The 14851-nt window shown below is 56.8% G+C and carries 12 protein-coding genes; 8 read left to right on the plus strand and 4 right to left on the minus strand.

Annotated features, from left to right (window positions below):
• The first annotated feature begins 31 nt into the window (after positions 1-31).
• The 7 genes from putP (at position 32) to RHP74_RS02630 (ending at position 11191) form a co-directional block, all read left to right on the plus strand.
• Entirely contained in the window at positions 32-1516 is a 1485-nt protein-coding gene (putP, locus tag RHP74_RS02600) for a sodium/proline symporter PutP (protein ID WP_311097653.1), read from the plus strand.
• Between the two features lie 360 nt (positions 1517-1876).
• On the plus strand, positions 1877-3895 hold the full coding sequence (locus RHP74_RS02605) for a type VI secretion system tip protein VgrG (protein WP_311097654.1): 2019 nt from the start codon (positions 1877-1879) through the stop codon (positions 3893-3895).
• Complete coding sequence (locus RHP74_RS02610; RefSeq protein WP_311097657.1) at positions 3885-4622, plus strand: DUF4123 domain-containing protein; 738 nt, start codon at positions 3885-3887, stop codon at positions 4620-4622. Before RHP74_RS02605 ends, RHP74_RS02610 begins: the two co-directional genes overlap by 11 nt.
• Positions 4622-9421: an RHS repeat-associated core domain-containing protein gene (locus RHP74_RS02615; RefSeq protein ID WP_311097659.1), complete on the plus strand. Its 4800-nt coding sequence runs from the start codon at positions 4622-4624 to the stop codon at positions 9419-9421. The genes RHP74_RS02610 and RHP74_RS02615 overlap by 1 nt, the downstream gene beginning before the upstream one ends.
• Positions 9418-9837 carry a hypothetical protein gene (locus RHP74_RS02620; RefSeq protein ID WP_049870740.1) on the plus strand — a complete coding sequence of 140 codons (420 nt, stop codon included), beginning with the start codon at positions 9418-9420 and terminating at the stop codon, positions 9835-9837. The genes RHP74_RS02615 and RHP74_RS02620 overlap by 4 nt, the downstream gene beginning before the upstream one ends.
• 173 nt (positions 9838-10010) lie before the next feature.
• A complete protein-coding gene (locus RHP74_RS02625) occupies positions 10011-10430 on the plus strand; it encodes a hypothetical protein (protein WP_311097661.1) in 420 nt (139 codons plus the stop codon).
• Positions 10431-10873: 443 nt separating this feature from the next.
• Positions 10874-11191: a hypothetical protein gene (locus RHP74_RS02630; RefSeq protein WP_102593644.1), complete on the plus strand. Its 318-nt coding sequence runs from the start codon at positions 10874-10876 to the stop codon at positions 11189-11191.
• A gap of 67 nt (positions 11192-11258) precedes the next feature.
• Here RHP74_RS02630 and RHP74_RS02635 read toward each other — a convergent pair whose 3' ends face one another.
• From RHP74_RS02635 to RHP74_RS02645, 3 genes are read right to left on the minus strand one after another with little or no spacing between them, the layout of a single operon-like run.
• Positions 11259-11675 carry a T6SS amidase immunity protein Tai4 family protein gene (locus RHP74_RS02635; RefSeq protein ID WP_010464320.1) on the minus strand — a complete coding sequence of 139 codons (417 nt, stop codon included), beginning with the start codon at positions 11673-11675 and terminating at the stop codon, positions 11259-11261.
• Positions 11672-12244 (minus strand): type VI secretion system amidase effector protein Tae4, encoded by a 573-nt coding sequence (locus RHP74_RS02640; RefSeq protein ID WP_311097663.1) that lies wholly within the window; start codon positions 12242-12244, stop codon positions 11672-11674. The genes RHP74_RS02635 and RHP74_RS02640 overlap by 4 nt, the downstream gene beginning before the upstream one ends.
• Positions 12244-12828: a PAAR domain-containing protein gene (locus RHP74_RS02645; RefSeq protein WP_010464316.1), complete on the minus strand. Its 585-nt coding sequence runs from the start codon at positions 12826-12828 to the stop codon at positions 12244-12246. Before RHP74_RS02645 ends, RHP74_RS02640 begins: the two co-directional genes overlap by 1 nt.
• Before the next feature lie 251 nt (positions 12829-13079).
• On the opposite strand from RHP74_RS02645, the gene RHP74_RS02650 reads away from it, so the two are divergent.
• On the plus strand, positions 13080-13919 hold the full coding sequence (locus tag RHP74_RS02650) for a 23S rRNA (adenine(2030)-N(6))-methyltransferase RlmJ (protein ID WP_077747642.1): 840 nt from the start codon (positions 13080-13082) through the stop codon (positions 13917-13919).
• Between the two features lie 151 nt (positions 13920-14070).
• On the opposite strand, the gene msrA is transcribed toward RHP74_RS02650, so the two are convergent.
• Positions 14071-14718, minus strand: a complete 648-nt coding sequence (gene msrA / locus RHP74_RS02655) for a peptide-methionine (S)-S-oxide reductase MsrA (RefSeq protein ID WP_154912021.1) — start codon at positions 14716-14718, stop codon at positions 14071-14073.
• Positions 14719-14851: the final 133 nt, after the last annotated feature.

The following is a 14851-nucleotide window of genomic DNA, read 5'->3' on the forward strand; positions in this document are numbered from 1 at the left end:
CTACATAAAAACAAAGCCAGGGCGAAACTTAATGAGCGTTAGCAATCCAACTCTGATCACGTTCGTGATCTACATCGCAGCAATGGTGCTGATCGGCTTCATGGCCTATCGCTCCACCAACAACCTTTCTGACTACATTCTGGGCGGTCGTAGCCTGGGCAGCGTCGTGACGGCTTTGTCCGCTGGCGCCTCCGACATGAGCGGCTGGTTGTTGATGGGCCTGCCGGGCGCCATCTACATGTCCGGTCTGTCCGAAAGCTGGATCGCCATCGGCCTGATCATCGGTGCTTACCTGAACTGGCTGTTTGTCGCCGGTCGTCTGCGCGTGCAGACTGAGCACAACGGCGATGCACTGACCCTGCCGGATTACTTCTCCAGCCGTTTCGAAGACAAAAGCGGCCTGCTGCGGATCATTTCCGCCGTCGTGATCCTGGTGTTCTTCACCATCTACTGCGCTTCCGGCATTGTGGCCGGCGCCCGTCTGTTCGAAAGCACCTTCGGCATGTCCTACGAGACCGCGCTGTGGGCCGGTGCTGCGGCGACGATTGCCTACACCTTCGTCGGCGGTTTCCTGGCCGTGAGCTGGACGGACACCGTACAAGCCACGCTGATGATCTTCGCCCTGTTGCTGACCCCGATCATCGTGCTGCTGGCCACCGGCGGCGTCGACACCACGTTCCTGGCCATCGAAGCGCAGGATCCAAGCAACTTCGACATGCTGAAAAACACCACCTTCATCGGCATCATCTCGCTGATGGGCTGGGGCCTGGGCTACTTCGGCCAGCCGCACATCCTCGCGCGTTTCATGGCGGCGGATTCGGTCAAGTCGATCACCAAGGCACGTCGCATTTCCATGGCCTGGATGATCCTGTGCCTGGGCGGCACCGTCGCTGTAGGTTTCTTCGGTATCGCTTACTTCTCGGCGAACCCGGATCTGGCCGGTCCGGTCACTGAAAACCCAGAGCGCGTGTTCATCGAACTGGCCAAAATCCTCTTCAACCCTTGGGTTGCCGGTGTCCTGCTGTCGGCCATCCTGGCTGCCGTCATGAGCACCCTGAGCTGCCAACTGCTGGTGTGCTCGAGCGCCCTGACCGAAGACTTCTACAAAACTTTCCTGCGTAAAACCGCTTCCCAGGTTGAATTGGTCTGGGTCGGGCGCGCCATGGTGCTGCTGGTTGCCCTGATCGCCATCGCGTTGGCCGCTAACCCGGAAAACCGCGTATTGGGTCTGGTCAGCTACGCCTGGGCCGGTTTCGGTGCTGCGTTCGGTCCGGTGGTCCTGATCTCCGTGATCTGGAAAGACATGACCCGCAACGGCGCACTGGCCGGCATCCTGGTCGGCGCGATCACCGTGATCGTCTGGAAGCACTTCGAACTGCTGGGCCTGTACGAAATCATCCCGGGCTTCATCTTCGCCAGCCTGGCCATCTACATCGTCAGCAAGCTGGGCGCGCCGACTCAAGGCATGCTTCAGCGTTTCGCCGCTGCCGAGGCTGATTTCCGCCTGAACAAGTGATAGGGATGAGCTAAGGCTCTGAGCTTTCGCCGAACATGAAAACGGCCCGCTTCCTTTTGGAGGCGGGCCGTTTTTTTGTCTGCGGGAAAAGATTGGGTGTTTTTTATGGCCCTTTCGCGGGCAAGCCTCGCTCCTGCAGGGTTGGCGATTCGCCACAAAACTGTAGGAGCGAGGCTTGCCCGCGAAGAGGTCATCAGCTGCAACACACTACTTTGCAGAGAATGTCTGTAGCCAAACATCCCAATTCTTGAAGGACAAATCCCTAAAAAAGTAGGGCAAATCTGATTTTCCTGTCCCTCCCTCAACACCCCTTGTCGCTCATGCAGAATCGCCCGCCCTCATTCTGCAGAGACACATCGGATGTTCGCTCCTGCCAATCAACCGCGTTTCACGTTGACGATCGACGGCGTCCAGATTGAGCTCAAGGTGCTTGAGTTCACGGGCACGGAAGCCATCAGCCAACCCTACCGCTTCGATCTGGAACTGGTCAGCGACCGGCCAGACATCGAGCTCGAAAACCTGCTGCATCGTCAGGCGTTTCTGAGTTTCGATGCACAAGGTTCTGGCGTACACGGTCAGATCTTTCGCGTCGGTCAAAGCGATTCCGGGAAACGTCTGACGGGCTATCAAATCAGTCTCGTACCGCGACTGGCCTACCTCGGTCAGCGCATCAACCAGCGAATCTTCCAGCACCAAAGCGTGCCAGCGATCATCGCGCAGGTCCTCAAGGACCATGGCATCCAGCGCGATGCCTTCGAGTTCCGGCTCGGCAGCGACTACTCACCGCGCGAATACTGCGTGCAATACGCCGAAAGCGACCTCGCGTTTATCCAGCGCCTGTGTGCCGAGATCGGCATTCATTACCACTTCCAGCACAGCCCCGACGGACATCTGCTGGTGTTTGGCGATGATCAGACAGTATTCCCGCGCCTGCCTGAGCCGACGCTGTACTTGCCGGGCAGTGGCATGGCGGCGGACGCGCCGGCCATCAAGCGTTTCAACGTGCGTCTGGAGACCCGCACCACGGCGGTCACCCGTCGCGATTACGACTTCCAGAAACCGCGTCTCTCCCTGGAAAACCGGGTCGACAACGAACAGCGTCCGGTGCTGGAGGATTACCACTTTCCCGGCCAATTCACTGACCGCGAGCATGGCAAACAGCTGACACAGCGAGCGCTGGAACGGCACAACGCAGACTTCCGTCAGGCCGAAGGTCGTGGCGACGATTCTGCCTTGGTCAGCGGACATTTCCTGCACCTCGCCGAGCACCCGCGTCAGGCGTGGAACGACCTGTGGCTGATCACTGAAATCGAACACCGTGGCCGACAGCCGCAAGTGCTGGAGGAGTCGGCCACCAGTGATGATCCGGATGATTTCCAGGGTTATCGCAATACCTTTCTGGCGACGCCGTGGGATGTTTCATTTCGTCCACCACTGGGACCGGAAAAGCCGCGCATGCTCGGCTACCAACCTGCCGTGGTCACCGGTCCTGTCGACAGCGAAATCCATTGCGATGAGTTCGGCCGGGTAAAGGTCCAGCTCGCTTGGGACCGCGACGGTCAACTCAATGAGCATTCCAGTTGCTGGTTACGGGTCGCCACGGGCTGGGCCCACGACCATTACGGCAGCGTGCTGATCCCACGTGTGGGCATGGAAGTGCTGGTGGGTTTCATCGACGCCGATGCCGACAAACCGCTGGTGATGGGGTGCCTGCCCAACGCCGCAACACCGGTGCCGCTGGATCTGCCCGCCGACAAGACCCGCAGCATTTTCCGCAGCCAAAGTAGTCCGGGCGGCGGCGGTTACAACGAATTGCGCATCGAGGATCGCAAAGGCGCCGAGGAAATCTACCTGCGCGCCCAGCGAAACTGGACCCAGCACGTGTTGAATGATCAGCAGGTGCAGGTCGATAACCAGCGCAGCATTGTCGTCACGGGGACCGCTCGCCATGAGCTGAAGGCTGACGAGCAACGCATCACCCACGGCCAGCGCCAGGCCGAAGTGAAGCTCGACGATCACTTGCTGGTGATGGGCGACCGGCACATCCGCGTGTCCAGTCAGGCGCTCAACGCCAGTCAGCAATTTCACGTCAGCGCCGGTCAGCAAGTGGTGATCGACGGCGGTGCCAGCGCGACGATTCAGGCGGGCGGGCAGTGGATCAACATCGGTCCTGGCGGGATTTTCAGCAGCGTTCCGATTCAGGTCGGGGGCGCGTTGATGCCGTCTATGGCCGCTACGCCCGTGTCGCCCAATACGCCGTTGAAACTCGTCGCCGCCCCGGCCGCCCTGCTGAGCGCCGCACAGGTCATGAGCCTGCAAAGCGACGCGCCGTTCTGCGAAGAATGCGAGCGCTGCAAGGACGGTGTCTGTGCCGCCTGATCGCATGTCACCCCACGCCTGGCTGGAACGCCAACCGCTCAAACCCGGACAGCAGTTGTTCGCGATTTTCGGCAACGCCAGTGCGTCGCAGCCGATGAAAGCCTGGCAGCTCTCGACCCCGGCCCAAGCACCGAGCCCGATCTGGGCCGACACCACCTATGCCGAGTGGGAACCGGTGATGCCCTATGTAGGAATCGTTCCCGCAAGCAGTGAGTTTCTGCAGTGGGTCGCCACGACAGAGTCCCGTGATTGGGGTTGGCTGGCGGTTTCTTCTGCGTCTCAGGAAGCGCTGGTCGAACATCTGCGCAGCCTTACACAAGTGCTTTTGCCCAACGGCAGTGCGGTGTTTTTTCGGTTCTGGGATGGGCGTTATTTGCTGCCGATTCTTCAGTCTGCCGACGTGAACCCAACGCAATTAATGCCTGTGCTTGACCGCTGTTTGATCAATGGGCAGCCGCTCGATATCGGCGGTAGCGCATTGAAAGTCTCCAGGGTTTTTCCGTGGTGGGAAGTGTCCGAATCGCTGCTCGACGACCTCGCCGCCGAGTCCGCGACAACCCGGATCAACAACTTGATGAAGTGGTTGAGCGAAGACCGTCCTGATCTTTTTGAGGCGTTTTCGGCGCGTGTATTGCGGCACAAGGTTGCGACCTTTCTGAAGACGCCGGACCTGCCTCAAGCATCGAAACAAGCCTTGGCGGATTACCTGATGGCGGAGCGGAACTGATGGACCAGATTGTGCGGATCGAGCAGGAGCTCGACGGTTTTAAAGACACGTTGGTTTTGTATCGCGAGCAGCTCGGCAGTTTCTTGAGTCGGAATGCGGACAAGATCAGCCGGTCGATGGACATGCCTTCGCTGATGGGCATGGAGCGGCTGATAAAGCTTGGCGATTCGACGACAGCGGTGAGCAGTCGCGACGATGATTTTCTCTCGGGTTTGGCACAGTGTCCTGCGAACGGAATTCTGGAGATCGAGAGCAAGTTTGAGTCGGTTTATGACATCCCGCTGGGGAATATTCAGGTCGATGTGATCGCCATGGACGGGGGTGAGAGCACCGCGGTCCCGCTCGACGAAAATGGCAAGGGACAGTTCGAAGGCACGCCTGGCAAGTTCTATCGCGTTCATGTCCAGAGTGACGTTTCATCGGATCAAATCGAAGACCTGTTCTCCTCTTACGATGGCCTGACCCAAGAACTGGACAGTTGGCTGCGCAACGAGTGGGAAGGGTTCAAGCCGCAATGGTCGCAGTCGACATTTGCGGCCGCCGGTAATGGAATACTCGCGGGAAGTTGGGCGGCGATTACCGGTGTCTGGGACAGCATCAGCCTGCTCTCGGACATTCTCCAGAATCCCCGAAAGTTCGTTGGCCGCTTGGGCGATGGGGCCGACAAGCTTGCCGAACTGGCAGAGAAACTCCCGGCAACAATGGAAAAGGTCCAGCTGCTGTTCAGCGATGAAGCGGCCCTTTGTCTGTTGCTGCGCACGGCAAGCCTCTGGCTGGAGATGCTGCCCCCCAGTGAAATCGCCGGCAAAACTGCCGAAGCGCTTTCAACCGTGGTGGTGCAACTGCTCATCGATATCCTGATCGGGCTTGTTCTGACTTTTGCGGGCGCAGGCGCAGGCGTTGCCTATTTGGGGATGCGCCTTGCCAACTACGGCGCCCGAGTCGTCGACGCTGTTGTGGGCTTCGTCAAAGCCATCTTCAACATCACCAACAGCTTCATTACCTACGTCGACCGCTACAAAAAAGTGGCCGCACGCGGTGTAGCGGCAGGCCTGAAAAAAGGTCGCATGCAACTGCGCTGGGACGCCAAACGCAACACCACACTCAAACAAAACGAACACCACGACAACGTCCCGGATCAGGCGAAAAACCCCAACGGCGACAGTGCCGATTCCGTCGATAAAACCGCCACCAACAAATGCCCGGTGTCGATGGTTACCGGCGAAGAACTGCTGACCCTCATCGACGGTTCGCTGGACGGCATTCTGCCGTTTGACTTTGCCCGGCTCTATCGCACCAGTGCTGCCGAAATCGACTGCGGTCTCGGACTTGGCTGGAGCCATTCGCTCTCCCATCGACTGGAAATCGACGGCGACACCATCATCTGGATCGACCACGAGAACCGTCGCACAACGTTCCCGCTGCCGTCCGCTGAACGCCCGGCGATTCATAACAGCCTGTCGCGCGCCGCGATTTACGTTGGCAATGAACCCGAAGAATTGATCCTCGCCGTCGCCGGCGACGAGTCACGTTTCTACCATTTTCGTAATGGTTTTCTCACAGCGATCAGCGACGGATACGACAACCGCCTGCGCATAACCCGCGATCGTCAGGGCCGCATTCGGCGTCTCGACAACGGTGCCGGCCGCGCCTTGTTATTGCGTTATGAATGCAGTCACTTGGTCGCCGTCGATTATCAGGTTTTCGCCCCGGCCCAAACCCTGGACGAAGCCTGGCAGACCGAGCAAACACTGGTCGGTTACCGCTACGACGAACGCGGTCGACTCATCGAGGCCACCAATGCCGCCGGCGAAAGCGAGCGCTACGACTACGACGATCAGCACGTCATTCTCCAGCGGCAATTGGCCGGTGGGGCGAGTTTCTTCTGGGAGTGGGAAAGGTCCGGCAAGGCCGCCCGATGCATCCGCCACTGGGCGTCGTTTGCGCAGATGGACGCGCGGTATACCTGGGACGACCAAGGCAGCGTCACCGTCCACAACATCGACGGCAGCGAAGAGGTTTACGTCCACGACGACCGGGCGCGGCTGGTGCGCAAGGTCGAACTGGATGGCGGTGAACACCTCAAGGCCTACGACGACCAGGGTCGGCTGATTGCCGAGCAGGATCCCCTCGGCGCGGTCACCGAATACCGCTACGACGAAGTCGGACGCTTGGTGGCGCTGATTCCGCCAGAAGATGAGCCAACGGCCTACGAGTATCGCAACGGTTTCCTGCACGCACGCTATCGCGGCAAAGCGGTGTGGAAGTATCAGCGCAATGCGCAGGGGGATGTCACCGAAGCGACCGATCCCGATGGCCATGTCACCCACTATCACTACGACGAAAAAGGTCAGTTGCTGTCGATCCGCTACCCGGACAACAGTCGGCATGTCTTCGTCTGGAATGGCCTGGGGCAACTGGTCGAAGAGACGCTGCCGGACGGTGGCGTACGGCGGTTTTCCTACGATGCGCTGGGGCGGCAGATTACCCGTCAGGACGAAAACGGCGCGGTCACGAAGTCGCAATGGGACGCTGTTGGCCGACTGATCCAGACGATTCTTCCTACCGGTGCCAGTCGCGTCTACAGCTACAACGCCTACGGAAAAATCACTGCCGAACGCGATGAACTCGGCCGCATCACGCGCTACGAATACCTCGACGACCTGCACCTGGTCAGCCGCCGCCTCAATGCAGACGGCACCCAGCTGAAGTACCGCTACGACAACGCGCAGCTGTTGCTCACGGAAATCGAAAACGAATCCGGCGAAAAATATCAGCTGGACTACACCCCCGGCGGATTGATCCGACAGGAAACCGGCTTCGACGGACAACGCACGGCGTATGCCTACGACCTCAACGGCCATCTGCTGGAGAAAACCGAGTACGGCGCTGACGGTTCGCAGCTGATCACCGCTTACGAGCGGGATTCAGCCGGGCGACTGCTGGTCAAAACCCTGCCCGACGGGCTCAAGGTCGAATACCGCTACGACAGCCTCGGCCGACTGATTGGCGTCGACGATGGCCACGACCATCCGCTGGAATTCGAGTACGACCAACAGGATCGGCTGATCACCGAGCATCAGGGTTGGGGCACGCTGCGTTATGGCTACGACGCCTGCGGCCAACTCAATCGCCTGCGTCTGCCGGACGGCAGCAAACTCGATTACCACCATGCCAAGGGCGGCGCGCTCACCGCCATCGACCTCAACGGCGCGCGGCTGACCAGCCACCAATTTGCGTTTGGTCACGAGCAGCAACGTCAGCAAGGCCAACTGCTCAGCGAATATGCCTACGACGATCAAGGCCGCTTGAAGGCCCACGCTGTCAGACAGCAGCACCAAACGCTGTATCGCCGCGACTATGCCTACAGCGCCAATGGCAATCTCGACAGCATCGCCGACACCCGTCACGGCCAACGCAACTACCAATACGACCCGCTCAACCGCCTGACCCGCGTCCGTCACACCCGCGACGACCCACCGGAAACCTTCGCCCACGACCCCGCCGGCAACCTGTTGATGCAGGACCGGCCCGGTTTGGCGACCGTTAAAGGCAATCGACTGCTGATGCAGGGCGACCGCCATTACGACTACGACGCCTTCGGCAACCTGGTTCGTGAACGTCGCGGCACCGCGCAAAAACTCGTCACCGAATACCGCTACGACTGCCAGCACCGATTGCTCGGCGTCACGACCCCGGACGGCCGCACCGCCAGTTACCGCTACGACGCCTTCGGCCGCCGCATCGCCAAAACCGTCGACGGCAAAACCACCGAGTTCTTCTGGCAAGGCGACAACCTCATCGCCGAAAGCAGCCGCGAACACTACCGCAGCTACCTCTACGAACCCGGCAGCTTCCGCCCGCTGGCCATGCTCGACGGCAAGGGCCCGCGAAAGGCCTGCCCGTTCTACTACCAACTCGACCACCTCGGCACGCCGCAGGAACTGACTGATTTTGGTGGCGAGATTGTCTGGTCGGCGAAGTACAACGCCTACGGCAAAGTCACGCGCCAGACGTTCGGCGGGGGCGAGCAACTTGAACAGCCGTTGCGGTTTCAGGGGCAGTATTTTGATGCCGAGAGCGGCCTGCATTACAACCGGCATCGGTACTATGATCCGGAGGTTGGACGGTACCTGACGCCGGACCCGGTCAAGTTGGCGGGTGGGCTGAATCAGTACCAGTACACGCCGAACCCGACGGGGTGGGTTGATCCGTTGGGGTTGAGCGGGAATTGTCCGCAGTCGGGTAAGACTGGGTGTGGGGCGCCGGATGATACGGCTGGCGTTAGGGTTGATGAGGGTGAGCCGGCGCTGCCGAAGCTGACAGGTGATCAGCGGAGGGCGCGGATTGATGACCTTGCGGAGGCGAATGCGAAGCGGCGTGTTGAGGAAATGGAAAAAAAATATGACATGCACACGGTTAAAAAACACAGTTCAGAAATACCGGACCAAGCGCTCAAACAACGAGCAGATAATGGGGCCGACCCTCATACCGGTGAAGTTCCGAAAGGCGCTAGAGGGAACTTGAGCTCTCAATTCAGAAACTGGCGTATGCATTTGGGGGCATTGAATAAAGCTATGACAAGGGAAGCGTTAGGTTTGAGCCCGCATACAGGGAAGGACCAACATAAGAATCCGATCGTAAGGATGGAGCTTCCTGGGGCCGGGCGTGGTTATAAACCGAACAAGAAAGACGCTCGTAACCCAACACTAAATGAAGATCTGAATTGGTTTGAAGTTAAGTTCGATAAGGATAATGTGCTACGGCCTTTTACTGGTTTTCCTTCGGAGAGAAAATGATGTTGCGAGATCCATTTTTAAATGAAGAGTTTCAACCCGATTTGATGTGGTTTATTGGCGTCTTTGATGTTTATGATCGTGAGGAAACTCGGGGCGCGGAACTGGAAGTGTTTGATCCTAATGATCGCTTTGACAGAGCGGAGCTGATCAAAAGATACAGCTTGAATTTAGGTTATCTGTCCTATAGACATAAGTTCGTGCTCATGGGTTTTCTAGCGGAAAAGTTAAGCGATGCGTCTTATGATTTTCAGAGTTTGTTTGATATAGATGAAGAAGATGCAGGTAGTTGGCCGCGTGGTGAGTGGTATGCATTGGAGGATCCCCGTGGATTTCTTCAAGATGTCTATATGTTGGCTCAGGAGGCATGGAAGGAAGATCTTCTTTTGGCGAGTCTTGAAGATCGGGACAGTTGGTGATGGATAAGGTGGTGCCTGTCAGTCTGGGCTCCCACGCGTCGGGATTCTCAAGAGTAATAAATAAATTCGTCCCCTTTATGCTTAGGTTATGAATGAGGTGGAAACGAGGTTTGATAAAAATAATACTAGGCGCGTATTTACGGCTTGTCCGAGATAAAAGCGAGTAACAGATTTTGAAATCTCCATTTGAAAATGTAAGCCTACCTTGGGAACCTCGACTTTCTTATGTTTTAGGGGGGCTTGAGATTTATGATCGGGAGGAGGGATTAGGAGAGGTCCTTAGGAAATATAATCCTAATCTTCGTCGGGAACGATGTGAATTAATTGGAACGTTCGTGCTGCGTGGTTTGGGCTACCTAAGTTACAGACACCGGTTCGCTCTATTTAAAATTCTTGAGGGGGCGTTGGCCGATAGGGAGTTTGATTTTTCTACACAGTTTGAAAGCGACTACGATGAATGCATTACTATCGCGTGGGATGAGACGGAGATAGTAGATTCTCGCGGTTTTTTTGAGGATATATACGCGTTGGCAAGCTTGGAGTGGAAAGATGATCTTTATAAAGCAAGTCTTGAAGATCAGTCCAGCTGGTGATGGAGAAGGTAGCGCCTATCAGTCTCGAATCCCACGCGTCGGCATTCTCAATACCGATTGCCAGCACTACGGAATGTTTACGTCTTGTTTAAAGATCTCGTAATTCTTACGAATTTTCCGGGCAAACTCATCGGAAGTTTCCTTCAAGTTGTGACGGCTTCCATGAACTGGTGGGCGATGGGTTGCAGGGATAGTCTTTGGCTGTCACCGCGCAAGTGGTGGCAGGGTGTAGGAGCCCTTTCTCATGATGCAACAGCTCTGTCGTTTGATTGCGGCACTTAACTCGTGTCCATATGATCGTTCGCGGCGGCTGTGTGCGGGACACGCTTCGGCGTGACCGAGGTTCATGAGTGCTCGGTACTCCTACTCCTGCGCATGGCTGCCACCCAAACCTGTAGGAGGGTGCGTTTGGCAGCTCATTTTCATACTCATGGAATTTACAAATGACAACGCTAACGCCAGATCCACCCTACGAAAAACCAATCCCCCACCCCAAAAACCGTTTCATGGCCCTCACCAGCAACTGCACCGACATGCCCACGCTATTCGTTGATACCCACGCGCCGCTCGATGTTCTATACGACGCCGCCAACTACCGAATTCGCGCCGTCACGCAGGTGCTGGAGAACATGTCGATGCGCGGTTCGGTTGAGTGTGAGTCGTTCATTCTCAGTGATTTTGCGCTGCTGTGTGCCATTCCGTTGCGGGATGGGTGTGATGTCCTGGATGTGATTGGGCGGCGGTTGCGGGCTCTGCCGTAGCATCTGAATAAAGAGTGATCCTTCCTGTTTGATTGCAGGAAGGATCGTCCTTACTCATTTTGATGATCTACTTTGGCAGGTATTGATCCTGAGACTGAATGAATGCATCGAACTCCTTGGAGTTGTAAACCTCTAGGCAACCATAAAAAACCATTTTTTTATCAGAATGCTTGCTGAGGGACGAGGTCTTTGCATAGGCATTACGCATGTACTTCTCGGTTTCTGCGTAAGGGTCGTGTGTGACCTCGAGGGTGTCCTCGTTTTGAATGATTAGATGCTGACCTTTGCCCATCGACGAGTAGGCGCCAATCGCAAGTCCAATGTCAGATTTGATGTCTGACTCGTTCTTGAACTGGCTGGAAATACAGTTGGCCAATCCATAATCTTTAAGCGTTTCTCGCGCCTTATCGATATTGATTTCTGCAGATAAGGCTTGCCCTGAAACGAGTAGCAGTGCCAGCACAACTAGCCGCGAGCTTGTCATCCTTTCAACTCCCAGAAGTTTATTTTTTCCAGCTTTACCCTTGGATTGTCATAGGTATGGCTGTCTTGCCTGTGGTAGTCACTGTCGTCACCGGTAACGCTCCCGTTCCAAAGGGTTGCGTGGCCTGACGCGTCGCTCCATCCGTTGATTTCCATGACAATGACGCCCTTTTTTCCATTTATAAAATTTGAATTGGTTTGCGTCAGCGTGTGGTCGGGCTCGCCCCAGTTATGCCTAAGAAAAGCGAGGAAATCGACCACCTTCATTATGTAGGGAAGCTGGTCCGCTCCACTCAGTCGATAGATGGGCTGGTTTTGTATGATCGTGCCTTTGGGGATTTTATATCCGCCGTAATTAAAAGCTCTGCTTATCCTCAGTGCGCAGGCATTCGCATAAGCATTAGGTTTTTCCGCTCTTGCCGCTTCGACTCCGCCTCCGACAAGTCCGTAAACCTCGACTGAGCCTTTATTACCTACTTCTGCATATGCGTTCCATAGCGTGCTGAAACGAGGCCTTTTAACTGAGATGCTGGAAGACACTCCGCCGGCGTTGATAACCACTTGAGCCATTATGCTTCCCCTTCCATGTCAATGATTTCGCTTGCGAATGCATTTGGGATGATGGCTACGCCCTTGACCCCGACTATCCCTGTCAGCGCTTTTTCGGTGGGGCCGCTAATGTTGACGGTAACCGTCTCGCCGGGCAAATAACCCGAGGTTGTCACATGAATATTCAAGTCGGTGTAAAACCGGGAAACTGACTTAACAGGAATCTGCTCATCGCCATAGGACAAAGAAATATCGGTGATGGACTTGGGACGATTGAGCACGGCAGTGATACCTGAAAAATCTGCTTTGTTGTGCTCTGCTCCACCATATACAGATGACTGAGCGGACATCACCTTGTTGGATTGTGGAGGGCAGCCGCAGGCAACGTAGTCACCTTCCAGGGCAACCAATCCGGCCGGTAACGTGATGGTTCTGGGCCCGACCGCGATGATGGGGCCTTTTCCTTTGCTGCAGGCTGGGCAACTTGCCAAGTGTCCAATGGAAGAGGTACTTACAGCGCTATCGATGTTGATACCGACATTCCCTTCCAGTACCGAGCCGCCGGTTGAGGTAGGCGCACCGATACCAATCATTTTCCGTCCCATGTAAATCTCCATTTTTACGGGCGTTAGGTCGGTCCGATCTTCGCACTCATGTGTAAGCTCCACGATGGCAGGTCTTTGGCAAAGTGTGACTTGATGTTGCCCGCCACATGAGCAAGATCAGAACATCGCAACCTTTGGGGCTTCGACGCGCAGGGATGATTGCGATTGCAGGACCAAACGCCCGCTCAGCCGCGAACCCCTGACGTTCGCCTCGGTACAAGGTAAACTTCCCGGCCTTCGCAGGAGCAATCATGAATTATCGTCACGCCTTCCATGCCGGCAATCACGCCGATGTGTTCAAACACCTGACTCTGACCCGCATCATCGCCCTGATGTCGCGCAAGGAGCAGCCGTTTGCCTATCTCGACACTCACGCCGGCATTGGTCTGTATGACCTGCAGGGTGATCAGGCGAGCCGAACCGGTGAGTACCTGGAAGGTATTGCGCGTCTGTGGGATCAGCCGGATCTGCCAGCGCTGACCGCCGACTACATGAAAGTGCTGCACGACATGAACCCGGATGGCCAGTTGCGCTATTACCCGGGGTCGCCGGAGCTGGCGCGGCGTCTGACGCGGCCGCAGGATCGGGTGATGCTCAATGAGAAGCACCCCGAAGACGGTTTGCTGCTCAAGGACAACATGGCCGGTGATCGTCGGGTGAAGGTACATCTGGGCGAAGGCTGGCATGTGCCGCGTGCGATGCTGCCGGTGCAGGAGAAGCGGGCGGTGATGTTGATTGATCCGCCGTTCGAGCAGCTCGATGAGATGCAGCGTTGCGCGGCGTCGCTGAAAGAGGCGATTGGCCGGATGCGGCAGACGGTGGCAGCGATCTGGTACCCGGTGAAGGATCAGCGCATGTTGCGACGTTTTTATCAGGACTTGGCCGGCTCGGGCGCGCCGAAGTTGTTGCGTGTGGAGTTGCTGGTGCATCCGCTGGATACGCCGAACAGTTTGAATGGCTCTGGATTGGCGATTGCGAATCCGCCGTGGGGCCTGGAAGAAGAATTGCGTGAGTTGCTGCCGTGGTTGTCCAAGAAGCTTGGGCAGACCCAGGGCGGGTGGCAGATGGATTGGTTGATTGCTGAGAGTTGATGGCTGATCAGATGGATTGATGGCGTCTGATCGGACGCCTTCGCGGGCAAGCCTCGCTCCTACAGGGATCGATATCTGAGCACAATTTTGTGATCGACATAAATCCCTGTAGGAGCGAGGCTTGCCCGCGAAGCTTTTCAGGGCCCGAGAGTTAGATCGGGCAGGTAACGCCCGTACCACCAATACCGCAATACCCTTCAGGGTTCTTCGCCAGGTACTGCTGGTGATACGCCTCGGCGAAGTAGAACGTCGGCGCTTCATCGATTTCAGTGGTGATTTCGCCTTTCCCGGCCTTGGTCAACTCAGCCTGGAACACGTCCTTGCTGTGCTTGGCCGCAGCCAGTTGCGCCGGGTTAGTCGCATAGATCACCGAGCGGTACTGAGTGCCGATGTCGTTGCCCTGACGCATGCCTTGCGTCGGGTTGTGCAATTCCCAGAACATTTTCAGCAGTTCTTCGTAGCTGACTTTGGCCGGTTCGTAGACCACCAGCACCACTTCGCTGTGGCCGGTCAGGCCCGAACAAACTTCTTCATAGGTCGGGTTCGGGGTAAAACCGCCGGCATAACCCACCGCCGTGCTGACCACGCCTTCACGTTGCCAGAACTTGCGTTCCGCGCCCCAGAAGCAGCCCAGGCCGAAGATCGCGAAATCCACGTCCATCGCGAACGGGCCCAGCAGTGGGGCGTCGTGGACGAAGTGTTTTTCCGGCACGGTCATCGGGGTTTCACGGCCGGGCAGAGCTTGTTCTTTGGTAGGGAGCACGTTTTTGTTCACCAGGATTTCCGAGCGCAAGACCATCATCAGTCCCCTCAGTCAGGTTGAATGTAAATTGTCAGACACGCAGTTTGCCCAATGCCGGCCGGTTACGCACTACCCCTGTGCGAGCGTGCCTACTTGCGATAGCGGCGGGACATTAAACAATGATGGCGAC

It is taken from the genome of Pseudomonas sp. SG20052 (assembly GCF_031766055.1).
In the GTDB taxonomy this organism is placed as follows: domain Bacteria; phylum Pseudomonadota; class Gammaproteobacteria; order Pseudomonadales; family Pseudomonadaceae; genus Aquipseudomonas; species Aquipseudomonas mandelii.